We start from the raw sequence: 17915 nt of genomic DNA, 5'->3' as shown, positions 1-17915 counted from the left end.
ACCACTGACGTTATAACAACCCGTCCAGCCCCGGCTGGACGGGTTGTTGCGTTCAGGATCTCAGCCAACTTGCCGTGAAGTTCGGCCTGTACCTCGCCGCGACGAGCGCCAGGCGTGATCACTACCTTGTCGATCAGCGACCGGATCGCTTCCATGGCCTCGTTCCGCGTGGTGGCATCCTCTAGTGCCATTGTCAGGCGCTCGATCATCCTGGCGTAGAGGCCGGCGACGTTGGGGTGGATGTCGGGCATGACGGCTGGCGCTTCCGACAGCCGGGCTGCAAGCTGGGTCTTCTGCTGTTCCAGGTCTGCCAGCCGGGCCTTCATGGACGGCTGGTAAAGCCCGTCCTCGACGGCCGCCGTGATGGCGTCGATGCCGCGTTGCACCTTGGCCAGGGCCTGCCGGTCATCCATTTGCCGGGCGCGCAGTTCACGGTTGGAGCGGTTGACCAGTTCAACCCCATTCCGAATAGCCGTCTCGACGGCTTCTGGGGAGACCAGATTGTGGCGCAGCCCGTTCAGCACACGGGCTTCGATCTCCTGGCGCTTGACGGTGTGGCTGTTCTCGCAGGTGCCGCGCCGGTAGCGGTTGAGGCAGCCATAACGATCATAGGTGATGATTCCGTAATTGTCCCCGCAGCAGGCGCATTTGAGCAGGCCGGACAACAGGAAGCTGGGCCGGTGCCGGTCGTTCAGCCGGTTGGCGTGCGCCTCCCGGCTGGCTTTGATGGCCGGCTCGTACTGAATGGCCAGCGCCTGCTGGCGCTGACGCACTGCCTGCCAGAGTTCATCATCGACGATCCTCAGTTCCGGCACCTCCGTCCTGATCCAGGCGCTTTCTGGGTTCAGGCGGGGGACACGCTTGCCGGTCGCCGGGTCCTTGATATAGCGGAGCTTGTTCCAAACCAGCACGCCGGCGTAGAGCTCATTGTTTAGTGTGCCTGTTCCCCTGATCGCATGCCCACGGATTGTCGTGTCACCCCACTGCTTGCCATTGGGGCCGGGGACGCCATCCTTGTTCAGGTTGGCCGCGATGGTTCGGGGGCTGATGCCCTGCGCGAATTCCTGAAAGATCCGCCTGACGGTTGCTGCTTCGGCCTCATTGATACGCCTTCCGCCGCGGACAGGTTCGCCGTCGGGCCCGAGTTCCTTGATGACATCATAGCCGAAGCACAGGCCGCCACCGGCCTTGCCCTTTTCGACACGGCCACGAAGCCCTCTATGGGTCTTGGCCGCGAGGTCCTTGAGGAACAAGGCATTCATGGTGCCCTTCAAGCCCACGTGTAACTCGCTGATCTCGCCTTCCGCAAGGGTGATGATCTTGACGCCGGCGAACTGGAGCTGCCGATGCAGGATGGCGGTATCGGCCTGGTCCCGGCTTAAGCGGTCCAGGGCCTCGGCCAGAACGATGTCGATCTTGCGGGCTTGTGCGTCCTGGACCAGTGCCTGGATGCCGGGGCGCAAGGTCAGGGAAGCGCCGCTGATGGCGGCGTCCTGATAGGTGCCGATCACTTGCCAGCCATCGCGGGCGGCTTGTTCGCGGCAGATGCGGAACTGGTCCTGAATAGAGGAGGCGCTCTGCTGGTCGGACGAATAGCGGGCATAAATAGCGGTGCGGAGGCTCATGAGTCACCGACTTTACGGGGATGGGGGAGCAACCTTCCTGAACAGAAGGCTATCACGCTTCGTCAGGGTGGGGGCGCTTGTCGTTCGCGGTCGTCGCGGCGATCAGGTCCCGAGCGATCTTGCGACCGAGAGCAGCGGCCACCACGAGTACCGCAGGATCAAGCGTATCGGCATGGGCATTGAGCGGCTTTGTGTTGCCATCGTTGGCGGGCGGAATGACAAGGCGGAGATGGATCATGTGCTTAGCACTCTGGGCCGTGAAGGACGCACAGCGCGTCCCATTCCCCGGCGATATGCTCCAGCACCCAGACTTGGCCCACCCTTCATCTGACCATCAAGAAACGCGGCTTACATATGCGTCATGCGCATGTCTGGTTGGGGCTTGGCGTGGTGCCGAGATCCAACCATCTATGCCGTCCCTATTTGAATAAGGTGCGTCAGGGGCCCGGAACCTCCATCCGAACGTCGCCACTTGGCGGTAGCCGGCCACCGACCCATATGGAAGCCCCGTTCCTGTCATCACCAATGATATGGTGAAGGTATCCATCCATGGGGGCGAACGAGCCCCCCATGGATAGCCCTGGGTCAAAGTGCCAGCTCAGTGCTGGTGGGGATGGCCGCGACAAGCACTTCCAGTTCGTGACCCGACATGCTGCCACGCTCGAGCAGGATGCAGGCCACCTTGTCGATGGCCTGCTGGCGCGGTCGAAGAAGCGCCATCACCCGTTCATGCTCCTCGGTCAGCATGCGGCTGACTTGGTCGGCCAAGGAGGGGTGAGCAGACAGGAACGAAGCGGCATTCTCAGGCGCGGCGTTGCCAAGCCACAGCAGTCGGTCACCAAACCCGTGGCCCGCCAACATGGAGGCTGCAAGGCTGGTGGCCCGCGCGAGATCGCTGTTCACCGGGCCACCCGACCCGAAACCTGCGGCTCCCAAGCACAACTCCTCTGCCGCACGCCCCGCCAACAGAATGCGGATATGAGAACGGGCGTGGGCCGCAGTGTCGAACTGGCCCAGTTCGAACCGAACACCGGCATGGTCGCCCTGAACCTTGACGATCTGGACCTTGCCCGGCATCTCGATGGCGGCGGCGATTGCATGACCAGCCTCATGAACAGCGACCCTGAAATGCAGATCGGGGGACACGGCTTCAGGCCGTGGGATATCCGCCACCAAGTCCTCGGGCGTCATCGGCCGCCCGGCGCGACGGGCCTTACGCTTGGCATCACGCGCCCACAGTTCGGCTTCGGCACCGGATGCGACCATGCCCGCCACATAGGGAAGGAGGTCAACACCGGGGAGATGGTCAGGACCGAGGTGCTGGCGCAAGATTCCGGCCAATGCTTGATCGTCGGGCAGGGACACCATGATCACCCGATCGAGCCGCCCAGGCCTTACCAGGGCCGGGTCGACCGCAAGGCTGTTGGCTGCCGCCAGCAGCACGACCCCTTCCCTGGCAAGGGTTCCGTCGGTCGCCTCGAGCAGGGCGTTGACGACCTGGAGACTATAGTCCCTTTGGTTGTTCCGCAGGGATTGCCGATCCGGGAACGCATCGACCTCATCGAGGAACAGGATGCAGGGCGCTTCAATCCGCGCTCGGTTGAACGTGCTGCGCATCGCCGCCAGCATGTGGCCGAGATGCCCTGCGGCCTGCCATTCTGAATGCGATCCGGTGACCAGCGGCAGCCCAGTGGTGCCAGCCAGAATCCGGGCGAAGGAGGTCTTGCCCGTGCCAGTGGGCCCGACCAGCAAACAACCACGATCGACGTCCTGCCAGGGCAAGCGTCCCGCCCTGTATTCCTTGAGATCTTCGAGCAGGTTGAGACCCCACTTCTTTGCATCATCCATTCCGTGCAGGTCGGCCAGCTTGGGACCAGCATACGGGATGGCTTGCGATGCCAGGTTCGCGAAAGACCGGAGACGCTGAATCCAGGCATCGCCGTCTTCTCCCAGCCGCCGTGACAACCGGAGGATATCGGGGTTGAGGTAGCCGCAGAGGCGATCGTCGATGGTGATGGAGGGATGGTGACCCGTCAGCACGTGTGCGGCCACCGTCATTGCGGCGCCGTCCAGCGTCGGAAGGGTCAGATGGTGATCCGCGGCATGTCTGACGGATGCCGGCATGCGATCCAGCCGGGAGGCCAGCATGATGACGCCCTTGCCATTGCCCAATGCCGTGGTCATGGAGTCAATGTCGTGCGGAGCCCAGTGCCTGTCCTTTTCCCCTAACTCGCTGAACCATGCCCACTCAGGTCGAACAGGTTCCTCGGGTTCTTCCGAAAACGGAGTTTCTTCATCATCAGGGAGAGCCAAGGTCTCCATCATTGTCTTGAACTGCGCATCATCCATTTCCGTGGGGCCGGAAAGGTAGAGCTTCAACGTTTCGCGAACAGGGCGAATCCAGTCCGGTCCAGGCACTTCGACGACGACGAGGCAGCCGCCCTTGTCCAGCGCATCGGCGATCTGTGGTGATGCGGCGAGGCAGCGATCGAGCATCGCCCATGCGGTGGCGCAGTCACCGGTCGTAACCGTCGGAGAAGGGCGTGGGGCCTGCTCCATCTCGAGGGAAGCGGCGACCTGAGCGTTGTATCGTTTGGCGGCGACGGCCAGGGTGAGCGGCACATCGGTGGCGGCATCGGTCATGGTTGGCCTCTTAACAGGCAAAGGGTGGGTGTTCCCGTCGACGGATGGTCGGCGGGCGGTGCGGATGGGCATAGGGGCGCACGCCTGATGATGCAGGCATGGCGAAGGCAGTGGCCGGCTCCCAGAGGCGGCGGCAACTGCTCTATGCGGAGAAGGGGGCCGTGAGGGTGAAGGTCACGGATCAGAAGGCGTGCACAACAGTAGGTGCAGGCGACCGAGTTCCTGGATGTGACGCAAGGCGGCGCTCAGGGTGATCAAATCCCTTCCCTTTCTGGGTTTTCAGGACGATCACGGCGGCCAGCGATGTGATGCAGAACTCGGTAAAGGGTTCACGACAGGATGAGATGAAACTGGGGACGATCAGTATACGGAGACGGAAGCAGGCTCGATGAGTTCGAAGCTCGCCATAAGATTCGGCAGATCATCTTCAAGTGCTTGTTCGGACAGCAATTCGCTCAGCTGGCGACCGAATTCCTTGTAGGTACGTTCGACGACGCTCTGCAGATCGACGCCGTACCGTACCTCCAGTTCGCCCAGGCTGACCTGGAGGTCTGGGGACACCGCCGAAAATCCGTGAATGGCGCATACGCAGGCGGTCGTCGTCGTGACGTCGATATTCAGCGTCTCCTTGGCGAAGCTCTTTGCCACGAGCCTCTGACAACGCAGGTCTCGCTCGGTTTGGCGGGTCTTTCCAGCGTCGGTTTTGGCCATACCGCGTTTTAACTCGAGGATGTCGATGGCTTCCCGATCCTGATCCACAACGACGATGTCGGGAGTGACCTTGCGGCCTTTACCGTGCTCGTAATGCAGATCGGATTGCAGGATCGCCGCCTTACCCGCCGCACTGTTGACGAACTGGTCAACCTCCGCCGGAATGTAAATGGCTGGCGTGCGAAGGACGATCAGGCGCGGCGATGCCTTCAGGGCTTCGCTCACTGCCGTCTCCAAGAGCTGCCCGTCGCTGCGTACCGCAGACATGATGACCCCATATGGGCGCAGATATTTCGACGGTACGATGGGATCCGGGTGCACAGGCAGATGGCGGAGGCGCTTGATCGTCCGCGCCATGAGGTCGGTCACCGGTCTGGGTAGAGCTACAGGTGGTTGGTGGAAAAGCATGATCGAAACCTCGGTGTGTTGATGACACGCCATAAATAAGACGCGTCATTTTTCTTGTCAAGGCTTCGCTGTTGTGATTGTGCGAAATTTGGATATGGTGCGGCGTTCTAGAATTCGACGGGGAAAAGCAGATGGCGCGGCCGAACTGGGATGGCATTTCAGAGGCGAGCCAGCTGCTTAAGGAAGTCCTTTTAGAACAAGGTCTTAGCGAGGCTGTCGAAACGCGTGTGCGCAGGGCCCATGAGATACTGTCTTTGAAGGTCGATGGTGCGATGCCGAAGGAGGAGTTCCGTGAACTCCGCCGCCAGTTAGGGCGTACGCAGGAAGATCTGGCTTTAGATCTAGGCAAACGACTTCGACAAATTTCCCGGTATGAGAACGGCGAAGTGCCGATTCCCGCATCTATCGCAGAGAAGCTTCGGGAACTCTGCGATCGCATCAAATAGGGATGATGATCGGAACCTTCGGTCACATGCGCAGTTCCAGATGGTGTGGGCCGTGACGCTGTGATGCCTTGCAAGCTCTGGAACATATTCAGCGCACTATGGCTTGCTGGCGTTCACCGTCAGCTGGGCGGTAAATGCCCGTATATTGACCGATCAGGCATTTCTGCGTGTATGGCGAGCGCGACCTCTGGGCTCTGGTAGCTTGCCTGCCCCATGTGGAAACCTGTTCCATAATTGAACTCGGCCATGGCATAATAGCTCCGCTGTCTGAAGGCCTGAGAACCCGACGATGGTGCGCATCCTGCGCGAACACGAGGTTATCCCGCTCTGTCGGGTGGCCCTTCGGCATACAAGACCCTCACGGGAAAACCGTTGGGGCGCGTGACCTCGTGCTCGCGTTCTCAGCCGCCCGGCGCCAGCCGGAACGGGACGGGTGCGCTTGTCAACACGAGGAGACAAGATGCCCGACACGTACATCGTGCCGTTGGAACTCCATGCCGTCGGCTGCCCCTGCTGCGCCGGGCGGGTCAAGTCCGACGATGAACCCCAGGCCGCGACCGCCCTGACGACGACAATCCCCGGCGTTTCCGCCTACGACCTGTCCACCGTCGACCTGCGGGCCCTGCTGGCCTATCGCAGCGACCTCGACAGTGCCGGCAACTTCGCAGCCGGCGCCGCTCGCTGGAACTTCGACGCATCAGCTGGCAAAGGCTTAACCTATCTGGAGGCGCTGAACTCGACCGTCGGCGTCGGCACGGGCGTTGCGCTCAACTATAACTTTGCCCAGGCCGCCGGCGTCGGCGGCTTCGTCGGTATCAGCGGCTTCCGGCCGATGAACGCCGTCGAGAAGCAGATCGTCGTCGAGCAGCTGGCGAAATGGGCCGCCGTGGCCAACGTCACCTTCACCGAGACGACCACGAATACCGGCAAGACCCTGTCCTTCGGCACGGATACCTTCTCCGAAGCCGAAGCCCCCGCCGTCGGCCTGGGGGGCTACCCCGGTTCCGTTTCCTACACCCAGGACGCCGCCGGCAAGGTGTCATCCATTACCTACACCCCCTACGCCGGCGATATCCGCATCGACAATACCTGGCTGAACCGCATGCAGGCCGACGGCACGGTGACCACGGCCGAGTACAACGCCATCGCCCATGTCGTCCTGCACGAAATCGGACATGGGATGGGGCTTTCCCATACCTTCGGCAACGACATCTCGCTGGCCGCCGACTATCAGGTCAAGACATTGAGCATCATGTCTTACGCCGACGTGGGCAAGAACACCTACGGCTGGAACGCCGCCGGCACCGCATTGCAGATCGACGACAGCAACCTGAAGATCCTTGACGTGCTGGCCATCCAGCATCTCTACGGCGCCAACACCGCGACCAACGCCGGCAACAACACCTACACCTGGGCCCAGGATACGGCTTTCCGCACGACACTTTATGACGCGGGCGGCACCGACACGATCGACCTGTCCGCCTCGACCATGCGTTCGTCCATCGACCTGACCCCGAACAGCCTGTCGAGCATCAACCTGCGGGTGACCGTCGCCGAAAAGCTGGTCAACACCGCCACCATTTACCAGAGCGCCCAGAACGCCGCGCAGCTCTATACCGGCGAGAACAACCTGGGCATCGTCGGGACCATCGAGAACGTCAAGGTTGGGTCGGGCAACGACCGGATCAACGGCAATTCGGTGGCCAACGAGATCTCGGGCGGGGCGGGCAACGACAGCATCTGGGGCGGGGCCGGCGACGACCACCTGTTCCTGGGTACCGGCAATGACTGGGTGGTGGCCGGTTCCGGAAGCAATGTCGTCGATGGCGGCGCGGGGATCGACGTGGCCGGGGTCGGCGGCACTCGTTCGGCCTTCACCATTTCCACCAACGCCGCCGGCACGGTTGTGACGGGGCAGGGCATCGCCGACGTCTACACCGGCGTGGAGTTCCTCGCGTTCACCGGCAACAAGTTGCTCCTGAACGTGCCTGTGAGCTTCAACCGCATCGGGACCTTCGACGAGGGCTTCTACCTGTCCCGCAATCCCGACGTGGCATCGGCCGTTGCGGCCGGGGTGCTCACCAGCGGCATGGACCATTGGACGAAGTGGGGCCAGGCTGAAGGACGCGCCGCCATCGATTTGGCGGCGAACCCTTTCTACGATGAGACCTTCTATCTGGCGGTCAACCCGGACATCGCCGCCGCCGTGAAGGCCGGCACGTTCGCCACTGGCTACGAACACTTCCTCACTTTCGGCAAGGCCGAGGGGAGGGTGGCAAACCCGTTGTTCGACGCCGCCTACTACCTGGGCCACAACCCGGACATCAAGGCGGCGGGTGTCGATCCCTGGACGCACTTCATGAGCTTCGGCTGGAGAGAAGGGCGCGATCCCTCGGCCTATTTCGACGTGTCCGCCTACCTGGACCAATACCAGGACCTGAAAACCGCCGAAGTGAACCCGCTGGCCCATTATCTTGAGCGCGGCCAGGTCGAAGGGCGACTCCTCATCGCGACCGGCGACCTCGACATCGATTGGACCTATTTCGGCTGACCGACAAACGCTGGTCTTCGCCATTCCCTTTCAACAAACAGACTGCCGGCGGGATGCAGCGTCCCGTCGGCGCCATCCAGAGGAGAACAACATGAAGGATTCCGCCGCGACGGCTGTCGCCCTTGGCAGTATCGAGGCCATCCGGTCTGCGCTCGTGCTGGAAGCCGGCACCGACGCGGCTCGGATTGAGGCCCTGCGTGTACAGATGTCCGAGGCCGCGACCAAAATGAAGCGAGCCGGCTACTGGGCACTGGCGCTTGGCATCCTGCTCAGCCTCACCGTTCTGGGTGCCGTGATTGGCCTGCCCATGGCGTTGACCGGCGCGGTGATGGCCTGGGTTTTCGGTAGGCGGGTACGGAATGTAAACGAGGCGTGCCGGCAGTACTTGGCCTCCATACAAGCAGGATGAGCGAAGGGGGGCCGGCCCTCTCGGCACCGCTTAGTTCCACTTCAGGGCGAGCCGGAAAACTTCGGCCGATTGTAAGCGGATGACTGGTGTCGGCCAGAGCGTCCGCATGGATGGTTTCTACTTAGAACCGACATCAAAGAGAAGGTGACGACATGAAAAATATGATGAAGTACGGTCGAGTTCTGGCATTGGTCCCGCTGCTGGCCTTGGCTGCGTGCGGTGGCGAACCAAGCGAAGGTGAGATGCGCGATGCACTGCAGGCGCAGTTCGACAAGGCGAACAAAATGGCAGCGGAACGAGGCGTTGCCGGCTTCAAAGCCGTATTGGAGAAGTTCGAGAAGGTGAGCTGCGGCAAGACGGACGGCAGTTCCATATATAACTGCACCGTGACGATTAAGTGCAGCGGACCGATGATGAACCTGGACGGGACAACGGAGATGCGGTTCAGCAAGGGTGGCGACGGGTGGGTGGTGGTTCAATGACAGCCTTGGTGGCGAGGGTGTAACGCGCCGGGGACGGTCAGGGTGGAATAGGCGGACGTGGTGCTGGTAGCTTGCTTCACCCGCCCGCCGATCCATCGTCTTGGTGGGTTGCCCAGGGTGGAAATTTCAATGCCGACCACCTTGGTGGTGAAGTGGCTGCTTCTCACGATATGTCGTTGGGTGGCACGCCTTGAGCGCCGGCGATCAGTGAACAGCAGACCAAATTCAGGGCTGTCCATGTTCCTAGGTTCCATCCATATGCGGCGTATGTGAACTGCTTGGAGAGGGGAACATGGATACCGATGCGTTGGCGGGCGACATCAATGAGGCAATGAGACGGTACGCCATTATAGTGGGGCGATTTTCCCTGCTCCAAGAAAAATGGAAACACAAAGAAAATCTCACTAAAAGGACGATTGCCCAATATCAATCGATAATAAATAATGTTATTCCAAAAATTATGAATCTAGATGACTTCCGTCCTTCAGAGTATTATGGATCATCTGTGGATAATGTATTGTTAAAGGTGATGAGCGATGATGTCAAATCCAATGGAAGCCTGCGGTCTATTCGTTCGGCTATCCTGCACATGGTTTTGCAATTGTTTTGGGGAATTGCAAATGATTTGCGCGATCGTCAATTTTCAATTGCAAGTGGACAAGATGTTGAAAACTTCTCCACTATTCTTGATAAATTAGATAGGCTCCTCAAATGGTTTGAGGCCTTGCTTGTGATAAAATTTACCATAAATAAAAGTAATTCTAACATCAGTCCACGTCAATTGTTGAGTGCGAGTGAAAGAGATAGGATATACCAGTATCTTTTTAAGGGTAACGGAAGATATTGGGCTGCTGCTTCCGTTCTGTTTCTCACCGGATGCTCTCCAGATGACGTTCGGCGCGGTGTTTGTGTTGAATATTCGACAGGCGCAATCAAATTTCTCTTCGACTATTCGAAGAAGGGTAAAGAATTAGCACGAGACATTAGCATCGCTGTGGAGGATCCCTTCTATGGTCTTGCCGTGAAACTGAAAGATGATCATTCGCGAATTGACCTTGGTGGAGTAGAATTGTGGCGTACATCAGAACTCGCCCGCGCAGTTAGTAATATTGGTACGGATATTGGATTAAAGAAGGCAATATGTCCTACATCATTTCGACATGCTTTCGCATGCGATCTTGGACGCATTGGATTTTCTCGAAATATTATTGCTCACGCACTCGGTTATAAGAGCGGAGCCGCTCGAATTCTTTTTGTTCGCCCGAAGATGGGGTTGAAAGGAAGGAAGGTAAAGGTTGGTTGGTCGGAGCCGGGAGGGACCTTAGTTGTTCATTCTACGCCCGATTCCAAGTCGGGTCGGTCTCAGCATTGACCATCGAATACATAAAACGCTGACGTGGGCCCGCCTAAAAGCGGCTTACGTGTATGATATTACTAAGAATTATACGGGCCTCTTGTGGTGAGGCCGGTCTGCCGAGAACGCCTGATGGCTAGGTGCCGGCATCGGGACCATTGTGTTGTCATCTGTTCGAAATTATTAAAATTCTCGTAAAAATCCACACATGATTGTATCGACCTCAAAACGATGAATATCATTGTATATCAGTACATAAACACGTTTTAAGGTGTGTGGGTGATCGGCTCCCTGGCTGTACATAAAACACACGAGTTGGATGGATAAAGTCCTTCGGTCGCGGACAAGCGGCTGGATCCACCGGCTGCTTATGCGATATCTGTGTTATCGTATAATATTTTGATATTTCAATTGTTTGCGCCGTTTTAATGCTGATTCACTTATTGTCTGTCTTATCGAAATATATATAAATATTTCAATGAGATGGAGCATTTTATGGATGGTAATTCGTCGTCTCTTTTTTTGATTCTACATAAAACTCCATTATTCGAAGATAATACAGCCCAGTTTTTGATGTTAAAACACGTTTAGAAAGCTGATGTAACGGAGGGGAAAGATTATCCAGGTGGCGGAAAACTCCAGGTCTTCATGATTTCTGAAACGGACAGCTCGGGGAAGCTCTCCGCGACGAGCCGATTGAACATGGCCAGCGCCGTTGCGCGCTGTGCCAAGTCGATCTGCCCGGTCCGCAGCTTGATGGACAGGGCTGAGGACATCTCGGTGCCGGTCCAGTCGCTGATGACGAGCAGCGCCGGGTCCTGGTCCGCGAGCCACCCCTGGATGCGGGGCGTCATGGCTTCGTTTGAAAGGGCCGCGACGATCAGCGAGGTGTCGAGGTAGAGCATCAGTAGCGGTCGCCGTCCCGCATCGACCGGACCAGGTCGCCGGCGTCTACCGGCTTGCGCGGCTTGGCCGCGGCCGTCAGATGCGCGACCGGCTTGCCGCGCCGGGTGATGTCGATGGAGGCCCCCGCCTCGACGCGGTCCACGAGTTCGTTCAGGTGGGCCTTGGCGTCCGCGAGGTTTACCGTGTCCATTTCATGCTCCTGACCATATAGATGGTCATATAGCGCAGAGGAGGATGGAATTCCGGCAGCACGGGTCTGCTGCTGGCATATGGAGGCGCCCTCCATGTGCTGGTCTGCTGCTGGCATATGGAGGCGCCCTCCATGTGCTGGCGCTTACGCGCCCTGAGAACCAAAGGTGGTGGCGAGGGAAATCGGGCGGCCCTCAGCACCGTGGTGGTGGTACGCGGACCTGCCCGAGCCTGAGAACGGCTAAACCCCGTTGCGCTTCGCCTCGTCTTCCCCTTTCAGCGGAACAGCGCTGGCCGGATCAACTCCGCTCGGTGTCGACGGCGACCCCGCGCGCGAAATCCGTGTAGGTGTGCAGTGGACGGCCCAGCAGTCTGGTCAGGCGTTCGACGTCACCGGTCTCGGGGATCATGCCGTCGCTGACATAGCGTTCGGCCATCAGGCGCATCTCATAGGCCATCCACCGGGGCATGAACCCTGCCAGGTTCTGTTCGAACCCGCTCGGGTCATCGCCGCCATAGACGACCGGGCAGCCCAGGGCGTCCGACCAGATCGCGGCCAGGTCCGCGCCGGTCAGGGTGTCGGGGCCAACCAGGTTGATGGTCTCGTTCGGCAATTTGCCAGGGGACTGCGCGCGGCGGACCAGTTCGATCGCGGCGACCTCGGCGATGTCGCGGATGTCGACCATGGCCACGCCCTTGACGCCGATCGGCATCGGATAGACACCGTGGTTCAGGATGACGTCCTTGACCATCAGGTCGTTGTCGATGAAGTAGGCCGGGCGCAAGACCGTGGCGCTGAAGCCCATCTGCTCGATCATACGCTCTGCAGCGGACTTCACCGCGAAATGCGGCACATTCACGAAGCGGTCGGCGTGGATCACCGACAGGTAGACGACGCGGTCGATGCCGCACTCGCGGGCGATGTTCAAGGCGACCAGCGCCTGGGTGAATTCGTCGCCCGCCACGGCATTGAGCAGGAACAGCGTGCTGACGCCCTTGAAGGCGCTGCGCAGCGCGTCGATGTCCAGCATGTCGCCCTTGGCAATTTCCACGCCGGCCGGAAAGTCGGCCTTGGCGGGATCGCGGACCAGGACGCGTACGTCGGCGCCGCGATTCAGGAGTTGCTGGACGACATGGCGGCCGACACGGCCGGTGGCGCCGGTAACGAGGATGGTCATGTGAGTATCTCCGGGTTGGGGTGATTGGATGAATGGAGAAATGACCGATCCACACGAAGGCCAATAGCCGCTATATCTGAACAGATCGTCTCATTGGTGGAACAGATGGACCTGCTTGCGCTTGCCGACTTCAACCTCGTCGCCCGGCATGGCGGGTTCGGCCGCGCCGCCCGTGCGGCGGGCCGCCCCAAGGCCACGCTGTCGCGCCGGGTCGCCGACCTGGAGGCGGGCCTGGGCCTGCGCCTGTTCGAGCGTGGAGGGCGCACGCTGAAGCTGACGGAGGAGGGCCGGGCGCTGTTCGAGCGGACGGGCATCCTGCTCACCGAGCTCGATGAGGCGGCGGCGGCGATCGCGTCGGGCGGTGAGGCTCCATGCGGGCGCCTGCGGGTTAGCGCCCCGCTGCTGTTCTCCCAGACCGTCATGGGCAGGCTGGCCGCCGGCTTCGCGTGCAAATTCCCCGAGGTCCGGCTGGAGGTGACGACGGACGACCGCCAGGTCGACCTGGTGGAGGAGGGCTACGATCTGGCGATCCGGGTGAATCCTGACCCGGACGAGACCCTGGTCGGCAAGGTCTTCCTCCGCGATCGCCTAGTGGTCGTGGCCAACCCCGGCTTGGCGTTGCCGCAGGACGGATCCACCGTTCGGGCCGTCGTGCGCGGCGCTGGTGATGGAGCGGAGACATGGGAGGTCATGACCGCAGAGGGAGTGTCCAGGCTCGCGGTTGACCCTGTAATGAGACTGTCGTCGCTGGTCATGGTCCGCGATGCGGTCCGGGCAGGCATCGGGGCTGCGCGCCTGCCCGTTTCGCTGGTGACCAGGGACTTGGATGCAGGCCGCCTGGTGCATTGGGGTGACGTTGCCGGGCCGGAGATCGAGCTGTGGGCTCTCTATCCATCCCGACGGCTGCTCAGCGCCCGTGTCTCGGCCTTCCTTGATCACCTGAAGGCGGCGTTCCCGAATGGCACGCCGGGTGAGTTGGCGATCTACATTGACTGAGGGACCGGGATGCCGACAGAGCTCAAAATCCAATATGACTGCGATTTCAGTCTTCAATGCAAAATCTCTTGTTACAAAATTCAGCAGACTCGTTACCGGTCGGGGATAAATGCCCTGCGGTCGCCAAGCTGGGCAAACTCTCCAGCAAACCAGTGATATTTCACCGCATCCGCATCCGCAACCGCTTTCGGTGGTTCCTTGTTCTCGACGATAATGATCTGCAAAGCTGGATCAACCGAAGTCAGAGATTTCCAGAATGCCGCCTCGATGCCCTCGTCTACCGGCCCATCCTTAGAAGTACTGGCAGCCCTACCGGGGATGTTCTTCTTATAGCTGGTCAACGGGGAGTCAATCATGACCATGCCAAGGTGAGGTCGGCCGGCCTTCTTGCAATACCGCAGCAAACCAATGACGAAGGCAGAATGAAGAACGGCACGCACCCCCTTACCATGGGACTGGCGAGCCTGACCGTCGACCACAATATCGAAGGCATCCTTGTCGAACTCGACGCGGCCTTCACCTTTCCATTGCCATTCCTTGAGGACTGCCTCGATCTGGATGCACAGATCGCGAAGCGCGGTGGACGGAAGCGACTCCCATTCGCGTTTCGGGGTTTTGCTACTGCCGGTACCCTCAAGATCTGATCGCAACGTTCGCAACGTCTGCGCCTGTTCCTCATCTGCGCGACGTCCCTCCAATTCTATGCGACGTGCTACTAACGTTTCTAAACGTGCGGTGGTAGTTCTCACGGCTGGCGCTATAACCTCCGCGATCCTTCTGTCTGTCCGCTCAAGCGTGGCGCTTGCCGAGGCACCCTCTTTCTCGTGCTTCGCTTTGATGGCTTCCAAGGTCTGGATGGCGGCAGCGAGGTCCTTCTTCTGCCCCAGTATCTTGGCGGCCTCGGCGCGAGCCGACTCCATGACACCCAAGATTGACAGTGCCGCATGAGCATGCTCGTCGGTCATCGGCTGTTCGCACAACGGACAGACGACCGCTTGCAGGCCTTCGAAGAAGTGAGCTCCCTCGCTCACGAAATCGAGCCTATTGAGGTCGGAGCCATATCGAGCGTCGAGCAAACGATAGCGCGTAAGCAGCTCATCAGAGGCAACGGTCTGCGACTGCGCGCGCTGGAGCGTTTGTGTCGCCTTCAGCCGTTCTGCTTGTAGTTCAGCACGTTCTCCAGAGATTTCAGCCAACGAAGCAGACAAACGGGCGATTGCCGTGTCGACCTTATCAATTGTGTCCTCGTCGGACGCCGGCTGCTGGCTCAAACGTTTTTCTATCGGCTCCAGCAGATTGCTTATGACGCCGATCTGGGCCGTTAGACGCGCTCTGGCGATCTCCGCCTTCTCGCCCTCAATTATGCCGTCGTCATCCTTACCGGTGAGCATGTAGGCGAACATGCGTTTGCGAGCAGTTTCGTCAAAGCCTGCCTTACCGAGAACAGGCGAGACCTCGTCGATAATACTGATCTCATCGACCAGCACGGTCGGCATGAGGAGCCGCAGCGTGAGGCGCTGGACACTGCCGCGATCGTTCTTGCGCAACACGGCTTCCGAAATGCCGGCGAAGGCGAGGAGCGCCTCGGTGACGTCAAATGCCCGACTTTTGCCGGACCGCTTCGCGCTGAGAACCTTGCCACTTTGCTTGATGTCCTCGATCAAGCAGTAGTGGGCTGCCAAGTCCCCGCCCGACAGATGGCGCTCGATTGTGAGGATTTCACCAGAACTGTTCTCGAATTGCACGAACAGTGTGGAATAGGGTTCGGCTTCCGGAATGCGCTTCGCCATCTCATCAGCGCCAAAGATGTAATCTAGGCATCGTAATAGATAGCTCTTGCCGGTATCTGAATCACCCGCGACGATATTGCCTCCAGTCGTGAAGTCGATCTCGGCATCGAGAACGCCCTTGCCGCGCAGCAGGATTTTGCGAACCTGAAGCATGTTAGAGCTCGAGCTCCCTAAGCGCAGTGAGACGGTCGAATTCTCCACCCCAACGCCCAATGTTCTGCGACATAAAAGCGTTGAGGTCAGAATCCGCGAAGTCTCCGAAGTTCCGGACAACCCATTCGGCGCGTTCGCGTAATGCCTGAGCGTAAGCTGTGTGCAGCAGGGCCAGGAAAGCGCTTGTAAGCTGCGTTGGGTAGTAGAGTATGCCGGACGCATCGAACGATTTTTTTAGAAGTTCTCGCGAGTGCATCTGGTTCAGGCCTGCATTGACTAGGTCGCGTTTCACCAATAATTCGCTTCCACGAAAAGGCACGGCCGGATGGAGGCTGGATGGTCCTCCCGGCACGTCGCCTGAATGAACAAGGAGATAGTCGTATGAAACGAGGCGCTGCAAGTCGGCGGGCCGGTCGCGCTGTGCATCCAAAATAAAAAGGATACGCAGGCCGCATTCGAGCGGTGTGTTGAAAGGCCGAGGGTAGGAGGGGCGGTGGTCGATCATGGCGCGCACCAATCGACACGTTTGTCATTTGCCATCTGATGACACATGCCTTCCCGATCATTGGGCACGACATGTGGCGTCAGGACGTGAGCGCTCAACTGCAGCGCCTGAGACGCTTTGACCGTATCGATGATGCGATCGAGACCAACGCGGTCAGGATCAGTGTAATGATGATAGAGGCCATCGCAGAACTCATCTAGCAGTGTGTCGAAGTATGCCATGTCGGCCATTTGGTCACGGGCGAGTTCCTTTAGGCCCTCAGCGGAATAGAACGTGAGGCGTGAGCGCTCAAATAAGCGCACGAGATAGGGCACGTGTGCGAACGAGGCCGTGTTTGTCACTTTCACACCAAGCCTGTGGCCGATGGCACCCAGCATCTGAGCGACATAGCCAGTTTCCTGGGGGGCGACGGTGGAAGGTGGAGCCTTCGGCGGCGGTCGAAGAATCAAAGGGGCACCGAAAACCATGAGGTGATAGCGGGTCATCTCGTGCTCAGCAATCAGGTCGAGCGGCTGCTTGGCTCGAAAAATGCCGAATTCAAAAGACTCGATATGGGCTCTCAGGTCCGGCGTCAGCTCGATGGCTGTCGTCGACGTGATTTTGGTCCGGCAGTGGGTGGCCCAGTTTTTCAAGATTTCGGCCCGCATCGCGGAGGGATCGTCGAGCAGGTCCTGAAGCGGTGAGGTCACGCCCTTATGAGTGACAAACCAGTATTCTTCTGGGGACGTGTAGTTCCCAATATGGGTGTAGTACAGGACCTTGCCAATCTCTTCGAAGGCCGTCCCCGTGCCCAGCGCGGTGGCGTAGTGCTTGCATTGATATAGATGCCACCGGCGCCCCGGCGAGCCAGGCGGATCGAACCAGACCACGATATCACGGCCCTTGTCCCCCGCACCGCCTCGGAGTTGTACTTCGAATACACCCGGCATTTTGGTTTTGAGGTAGTCATTGCCCCATTCAAGCACGAGACGCTCAAATTCTTTGTCGTCGAAGGCAGCTAATCGATCCAACTTCGACACGGGCAATCCGGCGCCGACGCCGAGCAAGCGAGCGTTAGCCCCTGGCCACGGTGAAGGCGTGGGCAAAGCTGTCAATGCTAAATTGCTTTCCGACTTGCTCACCCTCGAAACATCTCCTCACGGATGCGTGGCGCAACCAAATGCCCTTCCGTTGCAGCAATAATCCATATACTCGAAAAAATCCACGACGATGCACCTGTCACGCTAGTTCAGCTTCAAGACGCCCGAGCTACTAACAGGGGCGAGTTCGAAGCGAACGGCTGTTTTCGGTTCTCCCGTCACCGAACCCCGCCCGTCCCCTTCCGGCCCCTTTGCGCCGACCACAACGGCCGCATAGCGCCGCCAATGGGTCGTTCACGGGGACGGTTGAACCTACTGGAAGCGGACGTAGCGAGGTCCGATTTGGAGGTTCGGCTCGGCTGTTGTTTGGTTTGAGACATGCGCAAAACTGGCGGCTAAGGGCTGCCAAGTTGAGGATGCTGAGACGGGCAAGCTGCTGGACCCTGAAGACATAGCGGCCGGCGCCGCAATGCTTCAACACGCGGTCAAC

General features: G+C 59.4%; 17 protein-coding genes. 6 read left to right on the top strand and 11 right to left on the bottom strand.

Features of this window, described 5'->3' with window-relative positions:
* From ACM9LZ_RS24775 to ACM9LZ_RS24760, 4 genes are all read right to left on the bottom strand, one after another.
* A partial coding sequence (locus ACM9LZ_RS24775; RefSeq protein ID WP_416622187.1) for a recombinase family protein occupies positions 1–1625 on the bottom strand: 1625 nt, incomplete at its 3' end.
* A gap of 52 nt (positions 1626–1677) precedes the next feature.
* A complete protein-coding gene (locus ACM9LZ_RS24770) occupies positions 1678–1863 on the bottom strand; it encodes a hypothetical protein (protein ID WP_416622186.1) in 186 nt (61 codons plus the stop codon).
* A 347-nt stretch (positions 1864–2210) separates the two neighbouring features.
* On the bottom strand, positions 2211–4268 hold the full coding sequence (locus ACM9LZ_RS24765) for an AAA family ATPase (RefSeq protein WP_416622185.1): 2058 nt from the start codon (positions 4266–4268) through the stop codon (positions 2211–2213).
* Between the two features lie 360 nt (positions 4269–4628).
* Entirely contained in the window at positions 4629–5336 is a 708-nt protein-coding gene (locus ACM9LZ_RS24760) for a hypothetical protein (protein ID WP_416622184.1), read from the bottom strand.
* A gap of 182 nt (positions 5337–5518) precedes the next feature.
* Here ACM9LZ_RS24760 and ACM9LZ_RS24755 point away from each other — a divergent pair, with 182 nt between their 5' ends.
* From ACM9LZ_RS24755 to ACM9LZ_RS24740, 4 genes are all read left to right on the top strand, one after another.
* A complete protein-coding gene (locus ACM9LZ_RS24755) occupies positions 5519–5833 on the top strand; it encodes a helix-turn-helix domain-containing protein (protein WP_416622183.1) in 315 nt (104 codons plus the stop codon).
* 460 nt (positions 5834–6293) lie between these two features.
* Positions 6294–8384, top strand: coding sequence for a matrixin family metalloprotease (locus tag ACM9LZ_RS24750; protein WP_416622182.1), 2091 nt, complete (start codon positions 6294–6296; stop codon positions 8382–8384).
* A 91-nt stretch (positions 8385–8475) separates the two neighbouring features.
* Entirely contained in the window at positions 8476–8793 is a 318-nt protein-coding gene (locus ACM9LZ_RS24745) for a hypothetical protein (RefSeq protein ID WP_416622181.1), read from the top strand.
* Positions 8794–8945: 152 nt separating this feature from the next.
* Positions 8946–9275, top strand: coding sequence for a hypothetical protein (locus ACM9LZ_RS24740; protein ID WP_416622180.1), 330 nt, complete (start codon positions 8946–8948; stop codon positions 9273–9275).
* On the opposite strand, the gene ACM9LZ_RS24735 is transcribed toward ACM9LZ_RS24740, so the two are convergent.
* Positions 9269–9514 (bottom strand): hypothetical protein, encoded by a 246-nt coding sequence (locus ACM9LZ_RS24735; protein WP_416622179.1) that lies wholly within the window; start codon positions 9512–9514, stop codon positions 9269–9271. The genes ACM9LZ_RS24740 and ACM9LZ_RS24735 overlap by 7 nt on opposite strands.
* A gap of 53 nt (positions 9515–9567) precedes the next feature.
* Here ACM9LZ_RS24735 and ACM9LZ_RS24730 point away from each other — a divergent pair, with 53 nt between their 5' ends.
* Positions 9568–10647 carry a hypothetical protein gene (locus ACM9LZ_RS24730; protein ID WP_416622178.1) on the top strand — a complete coding sequence of 360 codons (1080 nt, stop codon included), beginning with the start codon at positions 9568–9570 and terminating at the stop codon, positions 10645–10647.
* A gap of 599 nt (positions 10648–11246) precedes the next feature.
* Here the strand turns inward: ACM9LZ_RS24730 and ACM9LZ_RS24725 are convergent.
* The 3 genes from ACM9LZ_RS24725 to ACM9LZ_RS24715 all read right to left on the bottom strand — a co-directional run bounded on the left by ACM9LZ_RS24725 (position 11247) and on the right by ACM9LZ_RS24715 (position 12902).
* Positions 11247–11534, bottom strand: a complete 288-nt coding sequence (locus ACM9LZ_RS24725; protein ID WP_416622177.1) for a type II toxin-antitoxin system VapC family toxin — start codon at positions 11532–11534, stop codon at positions 11247–11249.
* Positions 11534–11725, bottom strand: a complete 192-nt coding sequence (locus ACM9LZ_RS24720) for a type II toxin-antitoxin system Phd/YefM family antitoxin (protein WP_416622176.1) — start codon at positions 11723–11725, stop codon at positions 11534–11536. The genes ACM9LZ_RS24725 and ACM9LZ_RS24720 overlap by 1 nt, the downstream gene beginning before the upstream one ends.
* A 298-nt stretch (positions 11726–12023) precedes the next feature.
* Positions 12024–12902: an SDR family oxidoreductase gene (locus ACM9LZ_RS24715; protein WP_416622175.1), complete on the bottom strand. Its 879-nt coding sequence runs from the start codon at positions 12900–12902 to the stop codon at positions 12024–12026.
* 105 nt (positions 12903–13007) lie between these two features.
* Between ACM9LZ_RS24715 and ACM9LZ_RS24710 the strand changes: the two genes are divergently transcribed.
* On the top strand, positions 13008–13898 hold the full coding sequence (locus ACM9LZ_RS24710) for a LysR family transcriptional regulator (RefSeq protein ID WP_416622174.1): 891 nt from the start codon (positions 13008–13010) through the stop codon (positions 13896–13898).
* Positions 13899–13990: 92 nt separating this feature from the next.
* Here the strand turns inward: ACM9LZ_RS24710 and ACM9LZ_RS24705 are convergent, their stop codons facing one another.
* From ACM9LZ_RS24705 to ACM9LZ_RS24695, 3 genes are read right to left on the bottom strand one after another with little or no spacing between them, the layout of a single operon-like run.
* Entirely contained in the window at positions 13991–15841 is a 1851-nt protein-coding gene (locus ACM9LZ_RS24705; protein ID WP_416622173.1) for a hypothetical protein, read from the bottom strand.
* A gap of 1 nt (position 15842) precedes the next feature.
* Positions 15843–16346 carry an ABC-three component system middle component 2 gene (locus ACM9LZ_RS24700; RefSeq protein WP_416622172.1) on the bottom strand — a complete coding sequence of 168 codons (504 nt, stop codon included), beginning with the start codon at positions 16344–16346 and terminating at the stop codon, positions 15843–15845.
* Positions 16343–17467: an ABC-three component system protein gene (locus tag ACM9LZ_RS24695; protein WP_416622171.1), complete on the bottom strand. Its 1125-nt coding sequence runs from the start codon at positions 17465–17467 to the stop codon at positions 16343–16345. Before ACM9LZ_RS24695 ends, ACM9LZ_RS24700 begins: the two co-directional genes overlap by 4 nt.
* Positions 17468–17915 lie beyond the last annotated feature (448 nt).

Source organism: Niveispirillum fermenti, from assembly GCF_048066175.1.
Taxonomy (GTDB): domain Bacteria; phylum Pseudomonadota; class Alphaproteobacteria; order Azospirillales; family Azospirillaceae; genus Niveispirillum; species Niveispirillum fermenti.
The sequence above is the reverse complement of the archived record's forward strand: the minus strand, read 5'-3'. Positions and strand labels throughout refer to the sequence as shown.

Coding starts and splice junctions, on each gene's coding strand:
- ACM9LZ_RS24735 (WP_416622179.1), bottom strand. CDS start 9,514: ATGGACAGCCCTGAATTTGGTCTGCTGTTCACTGATCGCCGGCGCTCA.
- ACM9LZ_RS24755 (WP_416622183.1), top strand. CDS start 5,519: ATGGCGCGGCCGAACTGGGATGGCATTTCAGAGGCGAGCCAGCTGCTT.
- ACM9LZ_RS24730 (WP_416622178.1), top strand. CDS start 9,568: ATGGATACCGATGCGTTGGCGGGCGACATCAATGAGGCAATGAGACGG.
- ACM9LZ_RS24750 (WP_416622182.1), top strand. CDS start 6,294: ATGCCCGACACGTACATCGTGCCGTTGGAACTCCATGCCGTCGGCTGC.
- ACM9LZ_RS24705 (WP_416622173.1), bottom strand. CDS start 15,841: ATGCTTCAGGTTCGCAAAATCCTGCTGCGCGGCAAGGGCGTTCTCGAT.
- ACM9LZ_RS24765 (WP_416622185.1), bottom strand. CDS start 4,268: ATGACCGATGCCGCCACCGATGTGCCGCTCACCCTGGCCGTCGCCGCC.
- ACM9LZ_RS24740 (WP_416622180.1), top strand. CDS start 8,946: ATGAAAAATATGATGAAGTACGGTCGAGTTCTGGCATTGGTCCCGCTG.
- ACM9LZ_RS24710 (WP_416622174.1), top strand. CDS start 13,008: ATGGACCTGCTTGCGCTTGCCGACTTCAACCTCGTCGCCCGGCATGGC.
- ACM9LZ_RS24725 (WP_416622177.1), bottom strand. CDS start 11,534: ATGCTCTACCTCGACACCTCGCTGATCGTCGCGGCCCTTTCAAACGAA.
- ACM9LZ_RS24745 (WP_416622181.1), top strand. CDS start 8,476: ATGAAGGATTCCGCCGCGACGGCTGTCGCCCTTGGCAGTATCGAGGCC.
- ACM9LZ_RS24770 (WP_416622186.1), bottom strand. CDS start 1,863: ATGATCCATCTCCGCCTTGTCATTCCGCCCGCCAACGATGGCAACACA.
- ACM9LZ_RS24720 (WP_416622176.1), bottom strand. CDS start 11,725: ATGGACACGGTAAACCTCGCGGACGCCAAGGCCCACCTGAACGAACTC.
- ACM9LZ_RS24715 (WP_416622175.1), bottom strand. CDS start 12,902: ATGACCATCCTCGTTACCGGCGCCACCGGCCGTGTCGGCCGCCATGTC.
- ACM9LZ_RS24760 (WP_416622184.1), bottom strand. CDS start 5,336: ATGGCGCGGACGATCAAGCGCCTCCGCCATCTGCCTGTGCACCCGGAT.
- ACM9LZ_RS24700 (WP_416622172.1), bottom strand. CDS start 16,346: ATGATCGACCACCGCCCCTCCTACCCTCGGCCTTTCAACACACCGCTC.